Origin of the sequence: Streptomyces xanthophaeus (genome assembly GCF_000725805.1) — a bacterium.
GTDB classification, from domain to species: domain Bacteria; phylum Actinomycetota; class Actinomycetes; order Streptomycetales; family Streptomycetaceae; genus Streptomyces; species Streptomyces xanthophaeus.
In genome coordinates, this window is record NZ_KL647136.1 from 1 (window position 1) to 18,667 (window position 18,667).

The 18,667-nt window shown below is 71.6% G+C and carries 22 protein-coding genes; 12 read left to right on the plus strand and 10 right to left on the minus strand.

What is annotated here, in order from left to right:
- From IO30_RS0137010 to IO30_RS0137045, 8 genes are all read right to left on the minus strand, one after another.
- Positions 1 to 364: ATP-binding cassette domain-containing protein (locus tag IO30_RS0137010; RefSeq protein ID WP_031150603.1), on the minus strand; the 364-nt coding region annotated here is incomplete at its 3' end.
- Positions 365 to 453: 89 nt separating this feature from the next.
- Positions 454 to 1,296, minus strand: a complete 843-nt coding sequence (locus IO30_RS0137015; RefSeq protein ID WP_031150605.1) for a DUF4097 family beta strand repeat-containing protein — start codon at positions 1,294 to 1,296, stop codon at positions 454 to 456.
- Positions 1,297 to 1,401: 105 nt separating this feature from the next.
- A complete protein-coding gene (locus IO30_RS0137020) occupies positions 1,402 to 1,923 on the minus strand; it encodes a toxin-antitoxin system HicB family antitoxin (protein ID WP_031150607.1) in 522 nt (173 codons plus the stop codon).
- A 266-nt stretch (positions 1,924 to 2,189) separates the two neighbouring features.
- Positions 2,190 to 2,363 (minus strand): hypothetical protein, encoded by a 174-nt coding sequence (locus IO30_RS45775; protein ID WP_157853451.1) that lies wholly within the window; start codon positions 2,361 to 2,363, stop codon positions 2,190 to 2,192.
- 188 nt (positions 2,364 to 2,551) lie between these two features.
- On the minus strand, positions 2,552 to 2,920 hold the full coding sequence (locus IO30_RS0137030) for a PRC-barrel domain-containing protein (protein WP_037896291.1): 369 nt from the start codon (positions 2,918 to 2,920) through the stop codon (positions 2,552 to 2,554).
- 374 nt (positions 2,921 to 3,294) lie between these two features.
- Positions 3,295 to 3,456 (minus strand): hypothetical protein, encoded by a 162-nt coding sequence (locus tag IO30_RS0137035; protein WP_031150611.1) that lies wholly within the window; start codon positions 3,454 to 3,456, stop codon positions 3,295 to 3,297.
- A 170-nt stretch (positions 3,457 to 3,626) separates the two neighbouring features.
- Positions 3,627 to 3,860: a DUF6479 family protein gene (locus IO30_RS0137040; RefSeq protein ID WP_037896294.1), complete on the minus strand. Its 234-nt coding sequence runs from the start codon at positions 3,858 to 3,860 to the stop codon at positions 3,627 to 3,629.
- A 60-nt stretch (positions 3,861 to 3,920) separates the two neighbouring features.
- Positions 3,921 to 4,544, minus strand: a complete 624-nt coding sequence (locus IO30_RS0137045; protein ID WP_031150615.1) for a flavodoxin family protein — start codon at positions 4,542 to 4,544, stop codon at positions 3,921 to 3,923.
- 75 nt (positions 4,545 to 4,619) lie between these two features.
- Here IO30_RS0137045 and IO30_RS0137050 point away from each other — a divergent pair, with 75 nt between their 5' ends.
- From IO30_RS0137050 to IO30_RS0137085, 7 genes are all read left to right on the plus strand, one after another.
- On the plus strand, positions 4,620 to 5,615 hold the full coding sequence (locus tag IO30_RS0137050; protein WP_031150616.1) for a magnesium and cobalt transport protein CorA: 996 nt from the start codon (positions 4,620 to 4,622) through the stop codon (positions 5,613 to 5,615).
- A 47-nt stretch (positions 5,616 to 5,662) separates the two neighbouring features.
- The gene (locus IO30_RS0137055) at positions 5,663 to 6,718 is read left to right on the plus strand and encodes a YihY/virulence factor BrkB family protein (protein ID WP_031150617.1); all 1,056 of its coding nucleotides are present in this window, start codon (positions 5,663 to 5,665) and stop codon (positions 6,716 to 6,718) included.
- Positions 6,719 to 6,832: 114 nt separating this feature from the next.
- Positions 6,833 to 7,246, plus strand: a complete 414-nt coding sequence (locus IO30_RS0137060; RefSeq protein ID WP_031150619.1) for a phage holin family protein — start codon at positions 6,833 to 6,835, stop codon at positions 7,244 to 7,246.
- Positions 7,243 to 7,707, plus strand: a complete 465-nt coding sequence (locus IO30_RS0137065; RefSeq protein WP_031150623.1) for a DUF3618 domain-containing protein — start codon at positions 7,243 to 7,245, stop codon at positions 7,705 to 7,707. Before IO30_RS0137060 ends, IO30_RS0137065 begins: the two co-directional genes overlap by 4 nt.
- Before the next feature lie 296 nt (positions 7,708 to 8,003).
- Entirely contained in the window at positions 8,004 to 8,393 is a 390-nt protein-coding gene (locus IO30_RS0137075) for a hypothetical protein (protein ID WP_031150625.1), read from the plus strand.
- Between the two features lie 63 nt (positions 8,394 to 8,456).
- Entirely contained in the window at positions 8,457 to 8,909 is a 453-nt protein-coding gene (locus tag IO30_RS0137080; RefSeq protein ID WP_031150627.1) for an SRPBCC family protein, read from the plus strand.
- On the plus strand, positions 8,902 to 10,491 hold the full coding sequence (locus IO30_RS0137085) for a phytoene desaturase family protein (protein ID WP_031150629.1): 1,590 nt from the start codon (positions 8,902 to 8,904) through the stop codon (positions 10,489 to 10,491). The genes IO30_RS0137080 and IO30_RS0137085 overlap by 8 nt, the downstream gene beginning before the upstream one ends.
- A gap of 291 nt (positions 10,492 to 10,782) precedes the next feature.
- Here IO30_RS0137085 and IO30_RS0137090 read toward each other — a convergent pair whose 3' ends face one another.
- Positions 10,783 to 11,826 (minus strand): MBL fold metallo-hydrolase, encoded by a 1,044-nt coding sequence (locus IO30_RS0137090; RefSeq protein WP_078904925.1) that lies wholly within the window; start codon positions 11,824 to 11,826, stop codon positions 10,783 to 10,785.
- Positions 11,827 to 12,095: 269 nt separating this feature from the next.
- Between IO30_RS0137090 and IO30_RS0137095 the strand changes: the two genes are divergently transcribed.
- The 4 genes from IO30_RS0137095 (at position 12,096) to IO30_RS0137110 (ending at position 15,901) form a co-directional block, all read left to right on the plus strand.
- Positions 12,096 to 12,293: a hypothetical protein gene (locus tag IO30_RS0137095; RefSeq protein WP_031150633.1), complete on the plus strand. Its 198-nt coding sequence runs from the start codon at positions 12,096 to 12,098 to the stop codon at positions 12,291 to 12,293.
- A 5-nt stretch (positions 12,294 to 12,298) separates the two neighbouring features.
- Positions 12,299 to 13,711 (plus strand): Asp-tRNA(Asn)/Glu-tRNA(Gln) amidotransferase GatCAB subunit A, encoded by a 1,413-nt coding sequence (locus IO30_RS0137100; protein WP_031150635.1) that lies wholly within the window; start codon positions 12,299 to 12,301, stop codon positions 13,709 to 13,711.
- Between the two features lie 10 nt (positions 13,712 to 13,721).
- Entirely contained in the window at positions 13,722 to 14,297 is a 576-nt protein-coding gene (locus IO30_RS0137105) for a TetR/AcrR family transcriptional regulator (RefSeq protein WP_031150637.1), read from the plus strand.
- Between the two features lie 62 nt (positions 14,298 to 14,359).
- Positions 14,360 to 15,901 carry a tetratricopeptide repeat protein gene (locus IO30_RS0137110; protein WP_157853452.1) on the plus strand — a complete coding sequence of 514 codons (1,542 nt, stop codon included), beginning with the start codon at positions 14,360 to 14,362 and terminating at the stop codon, positions 15,899 to 15,901.
- Between the two features lie 10 nt (positions 15,902 to 15,911).
- Here the strand turns inward: IO30_RS0137110 and IO30_RS0137115 are convergent, their stop codons facing one another.
- Positions 15,912 to 16,997, minus strand: a complete 1,086-nt coding sequence (locus IO30_RS0137115; protein WP_031150641.1) for a DUF5937 family protein — start codon at positions 16,995 to 16,997, stop codon at positions 15,912 to 15,914.
- 98 nt (positions 16,998 to 17,095) lie between these two features.
- Here IO30_RS0137115 and IO30_RS0137120 point away from each other — a divergent pair, with 98 nt between their 5' ends.
- Positions 17,096 to 18,358: an MFS transporter gene (locus tag IO30_RS0137120; protein ID WP_037896302.1), complete on the plus strand. Its 1,263-nt coding sequence runs from the start codon at positions 17,096 to 17,098 to the stop codon at positions 18,356 to 18,358.
- The last annotated feature ends 309 nt before the right edge of the window (positions 18,359 to 18,667 follow it).

Consider the following 18,667-nt stretch of genomic DNA (forward strand, 5'->3'; position numbering starts at 1 on the left):
CGCGCTTGGGCAGGTGGTTCAGGTCCGCCATCAGGAGCATGTTCTCCTCACCGGTGATCAGGCCGTCCACGGCCGAGAACTGGCCGGTGACTCCGATCGAGGCCCGCACCCTCTGCGGGTCGGAGGCCAGGTCATGACCCGCCACCTGGGCCTGACCGCTGTCGGCGGAGATGAGCGTCGAGAGGATCTGCACGGCGGTGGTCTTGCCCGCGCCGTTCGGGCCGAGGAGGGCGAAGACCGTGCCGGCCGGGATGTGGAGGTCGATCCCGTCCAGGACGAGCTTGTCGCCGTAGGACTTGCGCAGACCGATGGCGGAGATGGCGGCCGGTGACGGTCGACCTTCACCCTGCCTGGATGTGGGCATGACAAAAGAAGGCATGGGGCCCTCCCGTTCGAGGACGAAGTGAATGGGGGAGTGGGGGGTGTGAGGGAGCCGAGGCAGGTTCCGGCGGGTCAGGCCTTGGCGCGGCGGACGTCGATGTTGCCGTGCCGGGTGCGGGCGCGGACCTTGACGGTGTCCTCCGACCCCTCCGGGGTTTCGGACGAGGTGAGCGTGTTGCGTACCTGGCCGGAGCCTGAGCTGACGTCGAGCCAGGCGGCCGTGCCCTCGCGGACACCGACCTCGATGGAGCCGTAGGAGGTCTCCAACTGCACGCTGCCGCGCGTTACTTCACCCACGCGCAGGGCGCCGTGGGCGGTGGTGGCGGTGACCGAGTCCCCGGCGCGCCGGATCTCGATGTCGCCGTTGGCGCCGCTCACCCGCAGCTCGCCCGTCGTGGCTCCGACGGTCGTGGTGCCGTGCGAGTTCTTCAGGACGGCCGGGCCGTCGATGAGGCCGACCCGCAGGCTGCCGGAGCTCGTGGTGATCTCGGCCGGGCCCTCGACGCGCTCCACGGTGATCGAGCCGTGCGCCGCGGTCAGCTTCAGCGGGCCGGTGGTGTCGAGGCGGACGTCGCCGGACGAAGTCTTCACGTGGACCTCGCCGAGCCGGCCCTCGCCGAGCACCTGGGCCCAGGCGCCGGTCATGTCGATGCCCGAGCCCGTGGGGAGTTCGACCGTCACGTCCACGATGCCGGTGCGGCCGAACAGATTGGGCTTGGGCGTCCTGACGGTCAGCACGCCGCTCGCGTACGTGATCTCGGTCTGGTCGGCGGCCCGTGCGTCCTGCTCCCGCTTCGGGTCGCGGGGGCGCGCCTCGACGACGGTGTCGAGGCGGTCGCCCGCGCTGAACTGGATGGAACCGGCCTCCACGCGCGCGGCGACCGAGATCGGTTCGGAAGTGTCGAAAGAAGGCATGGCTGTCCCGTCCTCTTGGGTCATCAGGACGCCCCCGCTGGTGGGACGTGGTGTGAGTGTGAGGTGGTGCGGGTGTGAGGTGGTGCGGGTGCGGGCGGGGTGCGGTCAGCGCACCCAGCCCGTGAAGCTCTGTCCGACGGTCTGGGTCGTCCTGGCCGTCGTGCGCGGCCGGGTGTCGCCGTCGACCGCGGCCGATACGGCTCGTACGAGCCACGCGTTGACGGAAAGACCCTCACGGCTCGCCGCCTCCTCGGCGCGCGCCTTGAGGTGGGCCGGCAGACGCAGATTGACGCGGGCGGTGCCACCCTCGTCGCCCTCGGCGGGTGCCGGCGCCCTGAGCGGTTCGACGGGCGCGGCCGGCTCCGCGGCCGCGCCGCCGTCCACGGGCGGCCGCGTCACCACGAAGTCGGGGTCGACGCCGCGCAGTCGTACGTCGACCGAGCCGGGGGCGAGTTCGCGGGTGACCTCGTCCATCGCGGCGGAGAGTACGTTGAGCAAGGTCAGCCGCGTCGCCGACTCCAGGGGAGCGGTGAGCCGCTCGGCCAGCTCACGGGCTTGGTCGCCGCCGGCTTCGGCGGCCACCGCGAGCTCACGGCGGAGGCTGTCGACATGCGGAGTGAGGTCCATGGCGCCATGATGGCACCATAGTGGCCCCACGTGCAAGCCGCATGCCGGTCTCGGCGGGGCCGAAGGGTGCTGCGAGGCCTCTGAGCTGCGCAAACGGGCTGGAGTTCGCTCGGGAGGCGGTGGCGTGGCTGGCGTCGAGTGACGTCAGATGGCGCCGGATGGCGTCAGGTGGTGCCAAGCCGTACTGCATGGCGCCACGCGTGGCGCCATGCGGCACCGCAAGGATGTGCTGCGCCGCGCCCGCCGAGCGGCGAAGGAGCGAACCGTCATCCGAGCTTGTCGGCCTGTGCCGCGGTGACGGCGGTGAACGTCGTGCCGAGGGCAGCCTCCGCGGCCCTCGCCTTGTCCTCCTCGGTCGCCTTCTCGACTGCCGGCTTCGGCTTGGCAGCGGACACGAGCCGTGCCGTGCCGACGGGCTTCCCGATCGGGGTCCACGTCATGGCCTGGAGCACGGGTAGGCAGGCGGGGGTGTCGCTGGTGGATCCGGCGACGGCCGCGACGTCCTGCGGGTCGGCCGGCCTCTTCTGCCGTTCGCGGCGGTGGCCGGGAAGCGTGGCAGCGCGGCAGCAACGCGCCGGTCCCGGCACCCAGAGGGGTGCCGGGACCGGCGCGTCGTGCGGGATCGGGATCAGGCGGGGCGGCCGCCGAAGGGGGCGCCGGTGCCGTAGTACGTGCCCAGTTCCTCCCGGTACCCGGCGTCGCCGAGGTGCTTGTCCCGGTGGAACTCGGGGGCGTCTTTGATCTGTTCCTTGGTGCGGTCGACGAAGACCTTCTTGTCCTCCGGGTCGATCCTGACGACGGTGCTCGCCGGCAGCAGGACCTCCTTGCCGAAGATCCAGACACCTGTGTCGACCACCAGGTAGGCGTCACCGACCTCGTCGGAGTGCTTGTCGACCTTGCCGATGCTGCCGTCGGTCGCCTCGACCTTGTACCCGGTCAGATCCGTACCGGCCAGGTGGCCCGAGGTCGGCTGGTAACTCCACACATGCTCAGTCACGCGAAAAACAACTCCTCCGGTCAACGGGGGACGGCGGGAAATGGATTGACCGCCGATCCTCCTTGTTCCGTACGTCGTGCTCGGCGGGAGTCCTGCGTTCCGCCTCAACTCCGTTTGCCCCGCCGTTCGGACTTCACGCACCCGGATCGAAATTCGGACCGGGGCGGCCGTCGATCATTGGAGGTGAGCAGGTTCCCTGCTGCATCACGGCGACCACCCCGGCTGCCCTCCGGATACCCGTAATATCCGCTTTCAGCACTCACGGTTTCGCGAGGGTCCGCAGACGCCGACATGGTGGTGGCCGGTCACCCCCCAGGGAAGGGGGGTGACCGGCCACCACCAGGCACTCTCTGAACTGCGCTGTCGTCCAACGGCTACCAGCGGTACCAGCGGCCGCTACCCCCCTTCGGCCGGGCGACAAATCCGATCAGCCAAAGGATCAGGACTGCGATGGCCAGCCACCAGAGAATCTTCACCGCGAAACCCGCGCCGAAAAGAATCAGGGCCAGCAGAAGAACGAGAAGCAGGGGAACCATAGTTATCAACCTCCGAAGCACCGTGTGCCCGACCGCATCCAGGCCATGCATTCGATTCTTATTTGTTTTTTATCCTTGCGGCAGGGCAGGAGAAGCCGCCCCCAAGCGGGGGCGTGCGGTTCTGACGGTCTGTCGGTCTGCCTTGCGCCCACTGAAAACGGGGCCCGGGCTCACGTGGGGGGACGCTCCTCGCCCCGCTGGTCGCGTGTGCTTTCGTCCGGCGTCTGCCAGGAGTCCTCGCGGCGCTGTGCGACGGGGTTCTGCCCGGTCGGCGGTGTCTCCCGGCGCCTGCGGCGGCTGCCGTACCAGAAGGCACCGATCAGGAGCGCGACCAGGACGACTCCGGCAAGGATGAGGAAGAGCGAAGCCTGGCCTTCGGCCGCGAATGTTTCGAGAGCAGTCATGCGCGGCCCCTACCCACGATCCATGGCCGTACGGGTCGTCGCGCAGGTTCGAGCAGCGGGTCAGCTCGCCGGGTAGGGGGCTGCCTTGAGGCGTCGGGCGAGGTGGGCGGTGTTCGCGGCGAGGGTGGCCGTGGTGGCGGCGGTCTTCTCCGGGGTCTTGTCGAGGTCCTGGTAGTCGGTGCCCTGCATCGCCTCGCCGACCCAGTAGGTGACGGCGTTCGGGGCGAGGGAGAAGCCGACGTCGTTGAGCCCCTGGAAGAGGTCGGCGCTGACCTTGTGGGCGCCGTCCTCGTTGCCGACGACGCAGACCGCGGCGACCTTGCCGTAGGTGAGCATGCGGCCTTCGTCGTCGGTCTCCGAAATCTCCGCGTCCAGCCGTTCCAGGACCCGCTGGGCGATGCTGGAGGCGTGGCCCAGCCAGATCGGCGTGGACAGGACGAGGATGTCGCAGCCCAGGATCGTGTCCCGGATCCCGGGCCAGGCGTCGCCGTCGCCCATGTCCGTCTCCACACCGGGCTTCACGTCGTGGTCCGCGATCCGGATGGTCTTGCCCGTGACGCCGTGATCCGCGAGGGCGGCCATCGTCTGTTCGGCCAGCAGCTGAGAGCTGGACGGGGAGGGGGACGGCGTGAGGGTGCAGACGAGCGCGACGGCACGGAGCGGGGTGTTCGTCTCGGTGTTCATGATGTCCGGCTACCCGCACACCCCTCTTTGATGTCGCACGCGCATGAAGCCGGGCCTTCGAAGCATGTGCGGCTTATGGAATGCATGGTGTACGAGGAGCGGTCGGGCTCGTCCGAGAGCGTCGAGTGCGGCCTGGACGACGAGGCATGCCGACGGCTGCTGAAGAGGCTGGGCGGGCTTGCGGAGGGAGAATTCGGCTGGGTGCGCCTGATCGACCCGGCCGAGGACGAGCTCGTGCAACTGGCCGAAGAGCTGGGACTGCACGTCCTCGCCGTCGAGGACGCCGTGAACGCCCGGCAGCGTCCGAAGGCCGAGCGGTTCGGAGACGTCCTGGCCGTCGCGCTGAAGACGCTCTGGTACGTCGAGGAGGACGAGGCGGTGGAGACCGGCGAGGTGATGCTCTTCGTCGGGCCCCGGTACGTCCTCACCGTGCGGCACGGGCAGGTGGACCCCTGCGCCGAGGCCGCCCGGCGGCTCGACGCCGATCCGGACAAGCTGCGCTTCGGCCCCTGGGCGGTCCTGCACGCCGTCCTGGACGTCGTCGTCGATGCCTACGGCGAGGCAGCCGCCAAGGTTCGTGCCGCCTTGAACCGGCTGGAGGACCAGGTCTTCTCCACTTCCCGGGTGGACCACACCGAAGGCATCTACTCGCTGAAGCGCGAGGTGCGCGAGTTCCGTGACGCGGTGCAGCCGCTCGTTCCGGTGCTGCAAGGGCTTCTGGGCGGGCCGGGTGACGGCAGGCACCCGCCGAAGGCCTTGCCCTACTTCCGGGACGTGGCCGATCACCTCCACCGCACGGACATCGAGGTGCGCACGCTCGACGAGCTGCTGAACTCCGTCCTGGACGCCCAGCAGGCCCGGGTGGGCACCTGGCAGAACGACGACATGCGGCGCATCTCGGCGTGGGCGGCGATCTTCGCGATCCCCACCATGGTGGCCGGCGTCTACGGCATGAACTTCGCCCACATGCCGGAACTGGGCTGGACCTACGGCTACCCCCTCGCCCTCGGGCTCATGGCACTGGCGTCAGGCCTCCTCCACCGCGCCTTCCGCCGCAACGGCTGGCTCTAGGCCGTCTCCACTGACATGACCTGCGTCGGACTGGAAAGCCGCTGGGTATGACACTCCCACCGAACAGAGACCCCGGCAGCCACCGCGAGGGCGCCGACAGCGAGCCCGATGCCGACGCGGGACCGCCGGGGCCCGACGCGCAGGTCGAGGAGCGGGCTCCGGATCAGCCCACCGAACTCCCCGCGCGTTCATGGCGGGCAGTTCTGCGCGGGACGGCCAAGGAGTTCCAGAACGACGAACTGGCCGACCGGGCCGCGGCCCTGACGTACTACGGAGTGCTGGCGCTGTTCCCCGCACTGCTGGTGCTGGTGTCCCTGCTCGGCATCGCCGGCGAGTCGGCGACCCGGCAGGTGCTCGACAGCGTGCAGAAGCTGGCCCCCGGCTCCGCCAGGGACGTGCTCAGTGACGCGGTGGAGCAGTTGCAGGGCCGCAGCGGCGCCGGATCGCTGCTGGCGGTCGTCGGGCTGGTGGTGGCCCTGTGGTCCGCCTCCGGCTACATCGCGGCGTTCATCCGCGCCTCCAACGCGGTCTACGACGTCCCCGAGGGCAGGCCCGTCTGGAAGGTGCTGCCCCTGCGCCTGGTGCTCACCGTGACGCTGATGGTCCTCGCGTGTGCCAGCGCGCTGATCGTCGTCTTCACCGGGGGCTTGGCCCGTTACGTCGGCACCTCCATCGGGATCGGCGACAGCGCCCTGGCGGTGTGGTCGATCGCGAAGTGGCCGGTCCTGGTGCTCCTCGTCACGATCATGATCGCGCTCCTGTACTGGGCCGCCCCGAACGCCAAGGGCCGCGGATTCAAGTGGGTGACGCCCGGCAGCCTCCTGGCGCTGCTGATCTGGATGATCGCCTCCGCCGGCTTCGCCTTCTACGTGGCCAACTTCGCCTCGTACAACAAGACGTACGGCACCGTCGCCGGCGTGATCGTCTTCCTGGTCTGGCTGTGGATCACCAATCTCGCGGTCCTCCTCGGGCTGGAGTTCGACGCCGAGTTGACCCGTCAGCGAGCGATCGCCGGCGGGATGCCCGAGGACGAGGTGCCCTACGTCAGGCCCCGTGACACCCGTGCGTGGAGCGACGAGGACCGACACCGCATGGAGCAGTGACGGGTCGGACGGGTGCCCGGGCGATTACGGGGTAGCCGCGCACCGTGACAGTGGCGTCCGCCTCTCGTTGAGGAGCGGCTGCTCCGACACAAGACGAAGGCAGGGTGACACGCAATGAGCACGGCAGAGCGGCAGACCCACGGCACCGACGCACCGGTGAGCGTGCTGGTCTCGCGTGCTTCCCGGCAGATCTCGGAGCTGGTCCGCGAGGAGATGCAGCTGGCCCGGGCCGAAATGACCGAGAAGGGAAAGCGCTTCGAGAAGGGCGGCGGTCTCTTCGGCGCGGCGGGCCTGATCGGAATCCTGGCCGCGCAGGCCCTGATCGCCACCTGCATCGCAGCCCTCGCACTGGTACTGCCCGTATGGGCCGCGGCCCTCGTCCTCACGGGGGTGCTCGCGGTCGCCGCCGGGGTCGCCGCGGTGGCGGGAAAGAAGCAGATCGCCCGAGCGGGCAGCCCCGTCCCGGAACAGACCATCGACAGCGTGAAGGCCGACTTGGCCGAGATCAAGGAGAAGGCGCACCGATGACTGACGAATCCCGAACGAATATCGGCACGCCCACCCCCGACGAACTGCGTGAGCAGGTCGAGCGCACCCGTGACGAACTCGGGCAGACCGTCGAGGCACTGGCCGCCAAGGCCGACGTGAAGGCACAGACGAAGGAGAAGGCAGCCGCCGTGAAGGAGCAAGCCGCAGAGAAGACCGCCCTCGTCACCGAACAGATCCGCGCGAAGGCCCACCACGCCGCCCAGGTGCTGACGGACAAGGTCCCGGACCCCGTGCTGCAACGGGCCGCCGAGGCTTCCGAGCGGGTGGCCTCGGCCGCGTCCCGCGCGGGTCGGTCGGCGGCGGAGCAGACCCCTGACGCCGTTCTCGACACGGCGGGCCGGGCCGCGACCGCGGCGCGCGGCAATCGCGGGCCGCTGCTCGTGGCCGGCGCAACTCTGGCCGTCGGCGTGCTGGTGTGGCGCAGTCGGCGGCGCCGGTGAAGGCGTCGCCCTGGTCAAGGCGGCCGTCGAGCGCTCCGGCGCCGTGGCCATCCGGCGCATGACGGGCACCTGGCCGGGCGGACCCACCGCCGGCCAGGGCGCCGCCCGGCCGAAGGACCCGGCCTGCCGCACCGCCCTCAGCCCGCGCCTCCGTCCGCGCCTCCGTCCGCGCCTCCGTCCGCGCCTCCGCTCGGAGCCGACGTGACCGCCCACTTGAACGGTGGGACCATGGCAAGACCAGCGGTGGGCGTGCCCGGACCGGCGCGCCCGACCCGAGACAGACAGCAGGCCAGGCCATGACCAAGCAGCCGAAGCCGTCCCAGCCCAGGCACGGCAAGGGTCCCAGTCGCTTCGAGGGCACCGAGCAGCACGGGTGGTCGCCGGACGTGGACGAGACCCGTCAGCAGGAGAACCCGAGCGCCCATCGTTCCTTCCATCCCGACACGCACGCGCCCGCCAAGGGCCCAGGTCGGACCGTCTCCGCAGAAGAGGCGGGAAACCCCCACGGCAAGCCCGTCAAGAGCCACGGCACGCGTGGCGAGGACCAGGGCAAGCCCTCCGGGGAGAAGGGCATGCACGACACGGGCCCGCGTGGCCGTTCCCAGCGGCCCAGCGGGACGAAGGACGCCTCCGCCTCGACGGGGGTGGATCCTCAGGACCCGCCCGGCAAGCGCAGCGCCGGATAGCGCCGGGGCGGCGCCGGGGTGACGCAGCCCCGGCCGAGCCCGTACCGGCAGAAGGAACCTCCCATGGCCGTCCGACATCAGCTGATCCACGCCCGCCCGCGGGCCGTCTGGGCCGTGCTCGCCGACGCGGGCCTGTACGGGGAGTGGGTGGTGGGCCCGTCCTCGTCCACGCCCCTCGATCACGCCTGGCCCGAGGTCGGCTCCCGACTCCGGTACACCGTGCGGCTGGGCCCCTGGTCGACCGAGGGCGTGACGACGGTCCGCCACCAGGAATCCGGCCGGGAGCTGGAACTGGAGGCCTCGTTCAAGGCCCTGGGCACGGCGAGGATCTTCCTCCAGCTGCGGCCGTGGGGCGAGGAGACCCTGGTCGTCTGCGACGAGCACCCCCTGAGGGGCCTGGGCGGAACGCTTCACAACCCCGCCTTCGAAGCCCTGCTCCAGCTCCGGCACAGAGGGATGCTGGCCCGCCTGGCCCGGGTCGTCGAGCAGCAGGACGACGGGGCCCGCCATGCCTGACGCGGTGGTGATCGGCGCGGGCCCGAACGGGCTGGTGGCGGCGAACGTGCTGGTGGACGCCGGGTGGAGCGTGGAGGTCCTGGAGGCGCAGCCGGAGCCCGGCGGGGCGGTGCGCAGCGACCGCGGTGTGCACCCCGACTACGTCTCGGACCTGTTCAGCGCCTTCTACCCGCTGGCCGCCGCCTCTCCGGTCCTGGCCCGCCTCGACCTCACCGCCGAGGGTCTGCGCTGGAGCCACGCCCCGCGCGTACTGGCCCACCCCCTCCTGGACGGCCGGTGCGCCGTGCTCGAACGCAGGGTGGGGGAGACCGCGGCCGGGCTGGGGAGCTTCGCGCCGGCCGACGGCGATGCCTGGCGGGGCATGTACGAGGTCTGGAGCAGGGTCGGGCCCGATCTGGTCCGGGCCCTGTTCACCCCGTTTCCGCCCGTCCGCGCGGGGCTCCGGCTGGCGGCGAGGCTGGGGGCCGCCGACGGTCTCAGGCTGGCCCGGAACCTCGCCCTGCCTGTGCGGCGCCTGGGCGAGGAGGAGTTCACGGGGGAGGGCGGCCGGCTGCTGCTGGCCGGCAACGCCCTGCACGCCGACCTGGCCCCGGAATCCGCGGGCAGCGGCGGCTTCGGCTGGCTGATGTCCATGCTGGGACAGAGCCACGGCTTCCCCGTCCCCGTCGGAGGCGCGGGCGCGCTGACCGCGGCGCTGGTGAACCGCCTCCGGCGGCGCGGAGGCGTCCTGCGCTGCGGGGAACGCGTCACCTCCGTCGTCGTACGGGGCGGCAGGGCCGTGGGGGTCAGGACGGCCGGCGGGGACGACGTCGGCGCACGGCGCGCCGTGCTCGCGGACACCTCGGCGCCGGCCCTCTACCGGGAGCTCGTGGGGGAGGAGCACCTGCCGCCCCGCCTGCTGCGGGACCTGGAACGCTTCCACTGGGACTTCGCGACCTTCAAGGTCGACTGGGCGCTGACGGCCCCGGTGCCCTGGGCGGCGCCGCGGGCCGCCGGGGCGGGAACGGTCCACGTGGCCGACGGCGTCGACGGCCTGACCCGGTTCGCCTCCCAGGTCGCCATGGGACAGGTCCCCGACGAGCCCTTCGCCCTGTTCGGCCAGATGACCACGGCGGATCCCAGCCGTTCACCCGCGGGCACGGAATCGGCGTGGGCCTACACCCACGTGCCGCAGCGCATCACCTCCGATGCGGGCTCCGACGGCATCACCGGCCGATGGGACGCCCGTGAGCAGGAGGCCATGGCGGACCGGATGGAAGCGCAGGTGGAACGCTTCGCACCCGGCTTCCGCGCGCTCGTCAGAGCCCGCCGGATCCTGGCTCCCACCACGCTCCAGGCCATGGACGAGAACCTCCACAACGGCGCCATCAACAACGGCACCACCGCCCTGCACCAGCAGGCGATCTTCCGGCCCACTCCTGGAACCGGCAGGCCCGAGACGCCCGTCAAGGGCCTCTACCTCGCCTCCGCGGCCGCCCATCCCGGCGGAGGGGTCCACGGCGCACCGGGCGCGAACGCAGCCCGAGCTGCCCTGCGGGCCCGGGGACTCCACACCCTCCTCCACCGCCCCCGACGTGTCTGAACCGTCAGCACGGGTCTTTGTCGGGGAGCGCGGAGACCCCTGATTCCCCGCGCTCCCCCCGCTTTCCAGGGTCGACTGCGCCCGGACGGCAGCGCATGTGGCGAAATCGCGGTGCATACCCGCCAGTAAGGGGGCTGAACGGTCGCAGATTTGATAGTTCTGGCCTAAGCCGGTGCACCAGTCCTGCCGGCGCGAAAGGGTGTGAGGGCCGTGTTCGAGATCGACCGTCCGAGGATTCTCGTCTGCCCGCACTGCAAGGCCACGGACCAGGACGGTGCGGCCAGGACGCTGTCAGCTGCCGGTGGTGTGCTGTCGGTGACCTGGCACACCCGTAGCTGTCCGCACCTCGCGGCCGATCTGATCCTCGCGGCCGACCGCTGACCGGGACCGCTCGGCGGCACCCGTAGGCATGCCGGGCCGGGACGGGACGGGGTGCAGGCGGTAGGTGGCGCCGTCGGTGCGGACGAGGCCCGCTGTCGGCGGGGGGAAGTGGCTGCCGAGCAGCAGGACGTCGGTGTCGGCGAGGTCCGCGAGGAGGCCGCGACGGGTGGCCTCGGCCTGGGAGGGGTCGATGTCCACCTGGCTGTGGATCGCGGGTTCGGCGAGCTGGACCGGGTGGTGGATGCAGTCGCCGGTGATCAGGGCCGATTCCCCCCGGCTGGTCAGGCGTACGGCGACCTGGCCGGGGGTGTGGCCGGGGGTCGGGACGAGGGTGATGCCGGGGGCGATGTCCAGCCCGTCGGCGGGTACGTCGACGAGGTCGAGGAGGCCGTGGTCGTGGACGGGGTACACGGAATCGCGGAACATCTGCTGCCTGTGCTCCTCCATGTCCACGGACGCCCAGTGGTCCCACTCGGTGCGGCTCGCGAGGTAGCGGGCTTCGGGGAAGGTGGGGACCCAAGTTCCCTCGTGTGACCGGGTGTTCCAGCCGACGTGGTCGGTGTGGAGGTGCGTCAGGATGACGAGGTCGACAGCCTCGGGGGAGAAGCCGGCCTGCTCCAGGCGGCCCAGGTAGTCGGTACGGAGCCGGTGCCATGCGGGGTTGGCGCGGTCCTTGCCGTTGCCGATGCCCGTGTCGACGAGGATCCGCAGCCCGTCCGCCTCGATGGCGAAGGTGTGGCTGGCGAGGCGCAGGATCCGGTCGGCTCCGGCGAAGTCCGGCTGCAGCCAGGGGGATTCGGCCACGACGTCGGGCGTTGCCCCGGGCAGGAGCCAAGGTCCCGTACCCGGGGGCAGCTCCACCTCGTCGATGCGGCGGACGGTGATGTCTCCCACGGTCCATGTGGGGAGGGGGCGCAGCGCTCCGGGGGTTGGCGCTGTCACGTGCGAGGTCATGGGTCGCCTTCTTGCCGGGGAGGAGGGGCGAGGGGCGGGTACGGATGATCGCCACCCCTTAACGCTGAGATATTGCGTTTAAGGTACGCGCTCGCCGGGCTAACGCAATGGATGAGCGTTAATGTGTGACTTAAAGCGCAATGTTTGCGTTAGATGGTCACCTGGCCTACCGTGCCCTAACGCGAATGTTTAGCTATTGGGTGCTCCCGCTTCCTCCCCGCGGGGCCGATGCGGTGCGCAAGTGCCGCTGCCCGGAAAGGACTTCAGCCGTGCCCGTTCCCCCGTTGTCGCCCCAAGGGGCCGCGGAGTCGGCGATGCGCGCCGGCCTGGCCCTCGGCAGCGACAGGCATGCTGCCGTCGCTGCTACGGCGCACCACGTCCTCGGCGTCATCAGCAGGCTGCGTGAGCTCGACCTGGCGGAGACCCCGCCGGCCGCCGCCTACCGCGCCGACTCCCAGGGGCGGTGAAGGAGATGGAGCCCTACGAGCTGACCCTGGCCGAGGCGTCCGCCGCCCTGGAGCAGGGGCACCTGTCGCCGGTGGAGCTGACCGATTCGGTGCTGGCGCGCATCGAAGCCGTCGACCCGGAGGTCAACGCCTATGTCACCGTGGTCGCCGAGGCCGCACGGGTCCAGGCCGCCGAAGCGGCCCGGGAGATCCTCTCCGGCCGCCGCCGGGGCCCGTTGCACGGCATCCCCATGGCGCTGAAGGACCTCATCGACACCGCCGGCGTGGCGACCACGTCCAGCTCCGCGGTCCGCGCCGGCCGGGTGCCCGCCCGGGACAGTGCCGTGGCGGCCCGGCTGAAGGGGGCCGGCGCAGTCCTCGTGGGCAAGGCCCACACCCATGAGTTCGCCTACGGCCTCACCACCCCGCAGACGCGGAACCCCTGGAACCTGGACCACGTACCCGGAGGCTCCAGCGGAGGCTCGGCCGCCGCTGTGGCGGCGGGGGCGGTGACCTTCGCGCTGGGCACGGACACCGGCGGCTCCATCCGGGTCCCCGCCGCGCTGACCGGCGTGGTCGGCCTCAAGCCCACCTACGGACTGGTGCCCGGCCAGGGGATCGCCTCCCTGTCCTGGTCCCTGGACCACGTCGGCCCCCTCACCCGGACCGTACGGGACGCCGGTCTGGTCCTGGACGCCCTCGTGGGGCACCACCCCGGCGACCCGGCCGGCCTCGACCGCCGCTACGAGGCCCACGTATCGCGCGGGGATGCGGTACTCGAGGGCGTGCGCGTCGGCGTCCCCGTCAACCACTACTTCGACCACGTGGACCCGCAGGTGGAAGCGGCGGTCCGCAAGGCCCTCCAAGGCCTGGCGGACCTCGGCGCCCGCCTGGTGGACGTGGAGATCCCGATGAGCGCGTACATCCAGGCCACCCAGTGGGGGCTGATGGTCCCGGAGGCCACCTCCTACCACGAACAGCACCTGCACACCACGCCCGAGCTGTACGGCCCGGACGTGCGCGTCCTCCTGGAAGCGGGAGCGCTGGTCCCCGCCACGGACTACCTGCGCGCCCAGCGCACCCGCACCCTCATGCGCGAGGCGTGGAACGGCCTGCTGCGAGAGGTCGACGTCATCGCCGCCCCCACCGTCCCGGCCACCGCGGCCAGGGCCGGGCAGGAAAGCTTCCGATGGGCCGACGGGACCGTCGAGTCGGTCTCCGACGCGTACGTCCGCCTCGCAGCCCCCGCCAACATCACCGGCCTGCCCGCACTGTCCGTACCGGCCGGCTTCGACACCGCCGGCCTGCCCATGGGCCTGCAGCTGATGGGCCGCCCGCTGGACGAGGCCACGGTCCTGCGCGTCGGCGAGGCCTACGAGCTGCTGCGCGGCCCCGCCCCGCTCGCTGCCGTCACTCCTGAAGCGAATATTCAGCGTTAAGGTGACCGGCATGAGCCCACAGCCCAAACCCCGCCCGGGAGGTCGTAGCGCCCGCGTCCAGCAGTCGGTCCACGAGGCCGTACGCACGCTGGAATCCGAAGTCGGGCGGGCAGCGCTGACGGTGCCTCTCGTCGCCAAGCGGGCCGGGGTGACGCCCTCGACGATCTACCGCCGGTGGGGCGACATGACGGAACTCCTCTCCGACGTCGCCGTGGAGCGACTCCGCCCCGAGGCACCCCCCGCCGACCGGGGAAGCCTGCGCGCCGACCTGGAGGCCTGGGCCGTGCAGTTCCTGGAGGAGATGTCCTCGACGGCCGGCCGGGACTACATCCGTGACGCACTCGGCGGAGATCCGGACAGCAGCAATGCGGGCCAGTGCTCCGCCTACGCCGTCGAGCAGGTGGAGATCGTCCTCGCCCGCGCGGTCGCGCGGGGAGAGCAGGCGCCGGCCGTCGACGTGGTCATGGACCACGTGGTCGCGCCGATGATGTACCGCATCCTCTTCCGCCCGGGCCCCCTCCTGGACGCCGACTACGCCCGCGCCCTGGTGGATGCGGCGTTGACCCGTCTGATGCCGCGGCGCTGACGCCCGCATGCCGTCCCGAGGGCCGTCCCCCCCCCGTCAGGGGTGCCTGTTACGGTCCGGCCATGACTTGTCCGGACCCCGTGCTCACGCTCCTTCGCCGCCGTCCTGATCTGGTGCGGCTGGCCGCGGGATCCTTCGGCTTCGACACCGGCCGGGCAGAGCACGTCGAAGAGGTCCGTCTGGCGAGCGGAGCGCCGCTCATGGCCGTGGCGGGTGACGACACGGGCGGAACGTACTTCACGTGCGCCGACGGGGCCGTGCTGTACGCAAGTTCCGAGGGTGGCGCGGGGCTCATCGGCAGCAGCACGCAGGAGGCGCTGGAGATCCTCATCGGACTGCCGGGCTGGCGCGACTGCACCGATCTCGACCTCACGGCGGACGACGAGGCGCTGCACGAGGCCTTCACCCGGACCGAGGGCGAGATCCGGAGCTCCTACGCCCCCGATCTGGACGCTGACCGCAGCACGCTCCTCAGCGGCCTGGGCCTGCGCCGGCTCCCGAGGCGCGAGCTGTTGCAGCGCCTCCAGGAGTGTCTGCTGCGCACCGAGCCCGAGTTCCTCCTGGTCAACGCGGACGAGGGCTGCGCCTACGACCTGCTGGACCGCCTCCGGCGCCCTCCGCTCTGGCGGGCGGTCCTCGCCCCCGGCCGGGCGGACCTGGCCCTGATGCGGACCGGCCGCAGCCGCTGGGACGAGATCGCGGACGATCCCGTACGGCGGCCGGCCGTCCTGCGCGCGGCCCAGTACGAACGGCAGCCGCAGGACCTGCCGCTCCTGCGCAGCCTCCTGGAGCACGAGGCTGCCTCGTGCGGCGCCAGCGAGGAACTCCGCATCGCGGCCGTCCTGATCGGCCTGCACGGCGCGCCGGAGGACCACACCCTGCTGCGGTCCGTCCGGCAGTCCGACCCCGACATGCATTTCCTGCTCAGCGGTTTCCCCGAGTCCCCAGGAGCACTCACCCGATGGGCGGCCGACTTCGACGAGTCGAACTACGGCCAGGACCCGCACGACGTGTACGACCTCACCTGGACCGAGCTGGCCCGCCGCCAGGGACAGACCGAACTGGCCCGCGCCGCCCTCATCCGCATCCTCGACGACACGGGCCCACGTGATGCGGCCCTGCTGGCTTCCCTGTCCCACCAGTTCGCAGCCCTCGGCGACCTCGGGCAGGCCATCCGGGCGCGCCGCCTCCACGTTTCCCTGCAGGACGACTCCGGTGAGCGCGGCACGGCCCTCGCCCACCTCGCCTCGCTGCAACGCCGTGCGGGCGACGTCGAGGCGGCCTGGCAGAGCCTTCGGCGAGCGGTCACCGCACTCGACGGCCCGCCGCCGCCCGAGCCCACCGAACAACTGGCCCTCTTTTGCGATCGACCGCAACAGCCCTGCCCGTCCATCTCTTGGCGGCAGCTCGGACAGGGCACGCAGATCGCTGAGCAACACTTCCTCATCGCACAGGCCGCCGCACCGCTCGGCCTGCACGAGGTGGCCCGGGCCGCCCTCCACGAGGGGCGGGCCCTGCTCGACGGCTGCCCCCACCCGAGCGCCGCCCTGCGCGCGGCCGCGCGCGCTGCGGAGGCCGCACACGAACGCGTGGCACCCGGATGACGCGAGCCGCTCAGCGCAGTACGGCCGCCAGCAGATCGGTGCCCAGAGCCGTCAGGTCCGGCAGGTTGAGGGCGTAACGGACGTAACGCCCCTGCCGCCGGGCCGTGACCAGATCCGCGCGGCGCAGCACGGCGAGGTGGCGGGAGACCTCCGGGGAGGAGAGTTCCCAGGCGTGGGCCAGCTCGCCGGTGGTGTGCGGGCCGCGGGCCAGGGTGCGCAGCAGCCGCAGCCGTACCGGATGGGCGAGCGCCTCCAGCCGTAGCGTGACCGTTTCCAGCGGTACCGGCTCCGAAGGACCCGGCTCGGCCACGGGGTACTGCACCACGGGCCGCCACCCCGGAGCGTGGACCACCGCCAGGTGCGGACGGCCGAAGACGCTGGGGATGAAGGTGACCCCCGCGCCTTCGGCGGAGGTCGACTTGTCCTGCAGCTTGTCCACGACGATGCAGTCGCCGTCCGGTGAAAGGGTGACCGCACCGGAGACCGAGGCGAGGGCCGCCCCGAGGCCCTGGCGCTTCAGCAGGTCGTTCTTCAGGCGCAGGTCGGTGGCGAGCCGTACGGCGACCTCCGCCCAGGCGGCGTCGAAGAATGCCTCGCCGCACTGTTCGAGGGTCTGGCGCACCCGCGCCCGTACGCTGGCCGGGTCCGCGAGCAGTCGTTCCGCGAAGGCCTCTTGGCGCGCACCGCGGGCCTGCGCCAGGTTCAGGGCCCGCTCGCGCGCAGTCGCGTCGGTGAGGGGAGAGGGCGCGGAGAAGGGGACCTGGTGGCTGCCGCACGTGGAAACGAGCGCGGCGGTCACGTACGTCGCGTCGTCGAGCCGGTCCACGTCGTCCAACTCCTCGGCGAGGGTCCGCCGGGGCCGCGCGGGGATCAGGAAGTCGGCCTGTGAGGAACGCCAGAGGAACTCCGACTCCCGCAACCGCTCGGCCAGTTCCGGCGGCAGCCCGGCCCACACCTTCCCGGCCCAGCCGGCGAGCTGGGGGTGATGCCCGGGCTCGGCCAGCACGTGCAGCATCGCCGTCAGTTCGGCCAGTGGGGAAGCGGCGAACCGCAGTCGCTCGGACGGCAGTCCGCTGATGTCGATCCTCAACGTCACCCCTCATCATCACCGACCGCGCGGTCGGCGACGGCGTCGATTGACGACCTCCGTCAACCGACGTCGCCGTTCAGGCGGCCGAACGCACCGTTGGCGCCATGCCAAGCACCCTCAAGATCCGGCCCCGCGCCCTCGTCCGAGCGTCCGGAGGCCCCCGCTACGCCGTCGCCCTGGCCGTGGACGCGCTCGGCACCGGGCTGCTGCGGCCCTTCCTGCTGCTCTACGGGGTGCTGGTGCTGAAGCTGTCCGCACCGGCGGCCGGCATCGCCATGACGGCCGGCATCGTCGTGGGTCTGGTGTGCATGCCCGCGGTGGGCCGATGGCTCGACCGTGGCGCACGCAGTACCGTCGTGGCGGCTTCGATGCTGGTGCGGGTGCTGGGTGTGGCGCTGCTGCTGGCCACCCCGGCGGGGCACGTCTGGCTGTTCACGGCCGCTGCGCTCTTCCTCGGCATCGGCAATCAGGCGTGGCCCGCCGCCCATGCCGCCCTCGTGGCCACGGTCGCCCACGGCCGGGAGCGGGACACCGCCCTGGCGGCGGGCCGCGCCCTGCGCAACGCCGGCATGGGAGTGGGCGCGCTCCTCGCCACCGCCTGCCTGGCGGGCGGTGCGACCGCATTGCAGGCGCTGGCAGCCGTCACCGGGCTCGCCTATCTCACTGCTGCGGCCTTGGCGTGGTCGGTCCGGCTGCGCGCGCAGCCGGCCGCTGCCCCGGCCGAGGGTGGGGACGGAAACGGCGGGGACGTACCCCGGATGCGGTCCCTGCTGGCGGCGAACGTGCTCTACGCCTTCTGCCTCAACGTCCCCGAGATCGCGCTGCCCCTGGTCCTGGTGACACAGCTGCACGCGTCCCCGGTGTGGTCGGCGGCCATCTTCGTCGCCAACACGGTGCTGGTGGTCACCCTGCAGGTCCCGGTGACGCTCCTGATGGCCCGCTTTCCGCGGCGGACCGTGCTGGCTCTCGCCGGGGTGCTGCTCAGCGTGTCCTACCTGGGCTTCCTCGTGGCCACCTCGCTGGGCGACGGCTGGGGTGCCCCGGCCGTCGCCCTGGTGTCCGTGGTCTGCACGCTCGGCGAGATCGTCTATGCGGGCAGCGCCACCGCGCTCGTCACCGTGCTCGCCCCGGCCCGTGTCCTGGGTCGTACGCTCGCCCGCTTCGAGCTCTCCACGGGCTTCGGCCTCGCCGTTTCCCCGGCGGTCATCACCGCTCTCGCACCGCACGGCCCGACCGCCCTCTGGGGCAGCCTCGCCGCAGCGACGCTCCTCTCCGCCTCCGCTGTGGCCGTGGAGAAGGACGTGCGGCCCTCGAAGCCGTGCTGCGGGACGCATGGAAGCCAGCCCTCGATCTGCTCATTTGGTTAGATTCCAAGGCGATTCGGACACTCGATCGGGCCTCTTGAAGGTGAGCGAGCGATGACACTCGGTGAGATCCGGGCCCCTCGGAGGTGAGGCGCCCCATAGGGCCCACGTCACATACGAACCGGGCTAGTAGCGTGTGAAGACCCGATACCGCCCCCTCGAACCGGCTCCCACCTGCACCGACCCCGCCAGACTGCGCAAGCGTCCTTGGGTCCCCGTCTGCGAGGGCCTGTAGTAGGAGGCGTCGTTGCCAGGGGGTCGGGGCGTCTGTAGAACTGGATGAGTCGCAGGGCGGCCCGGGTACTTCACCGG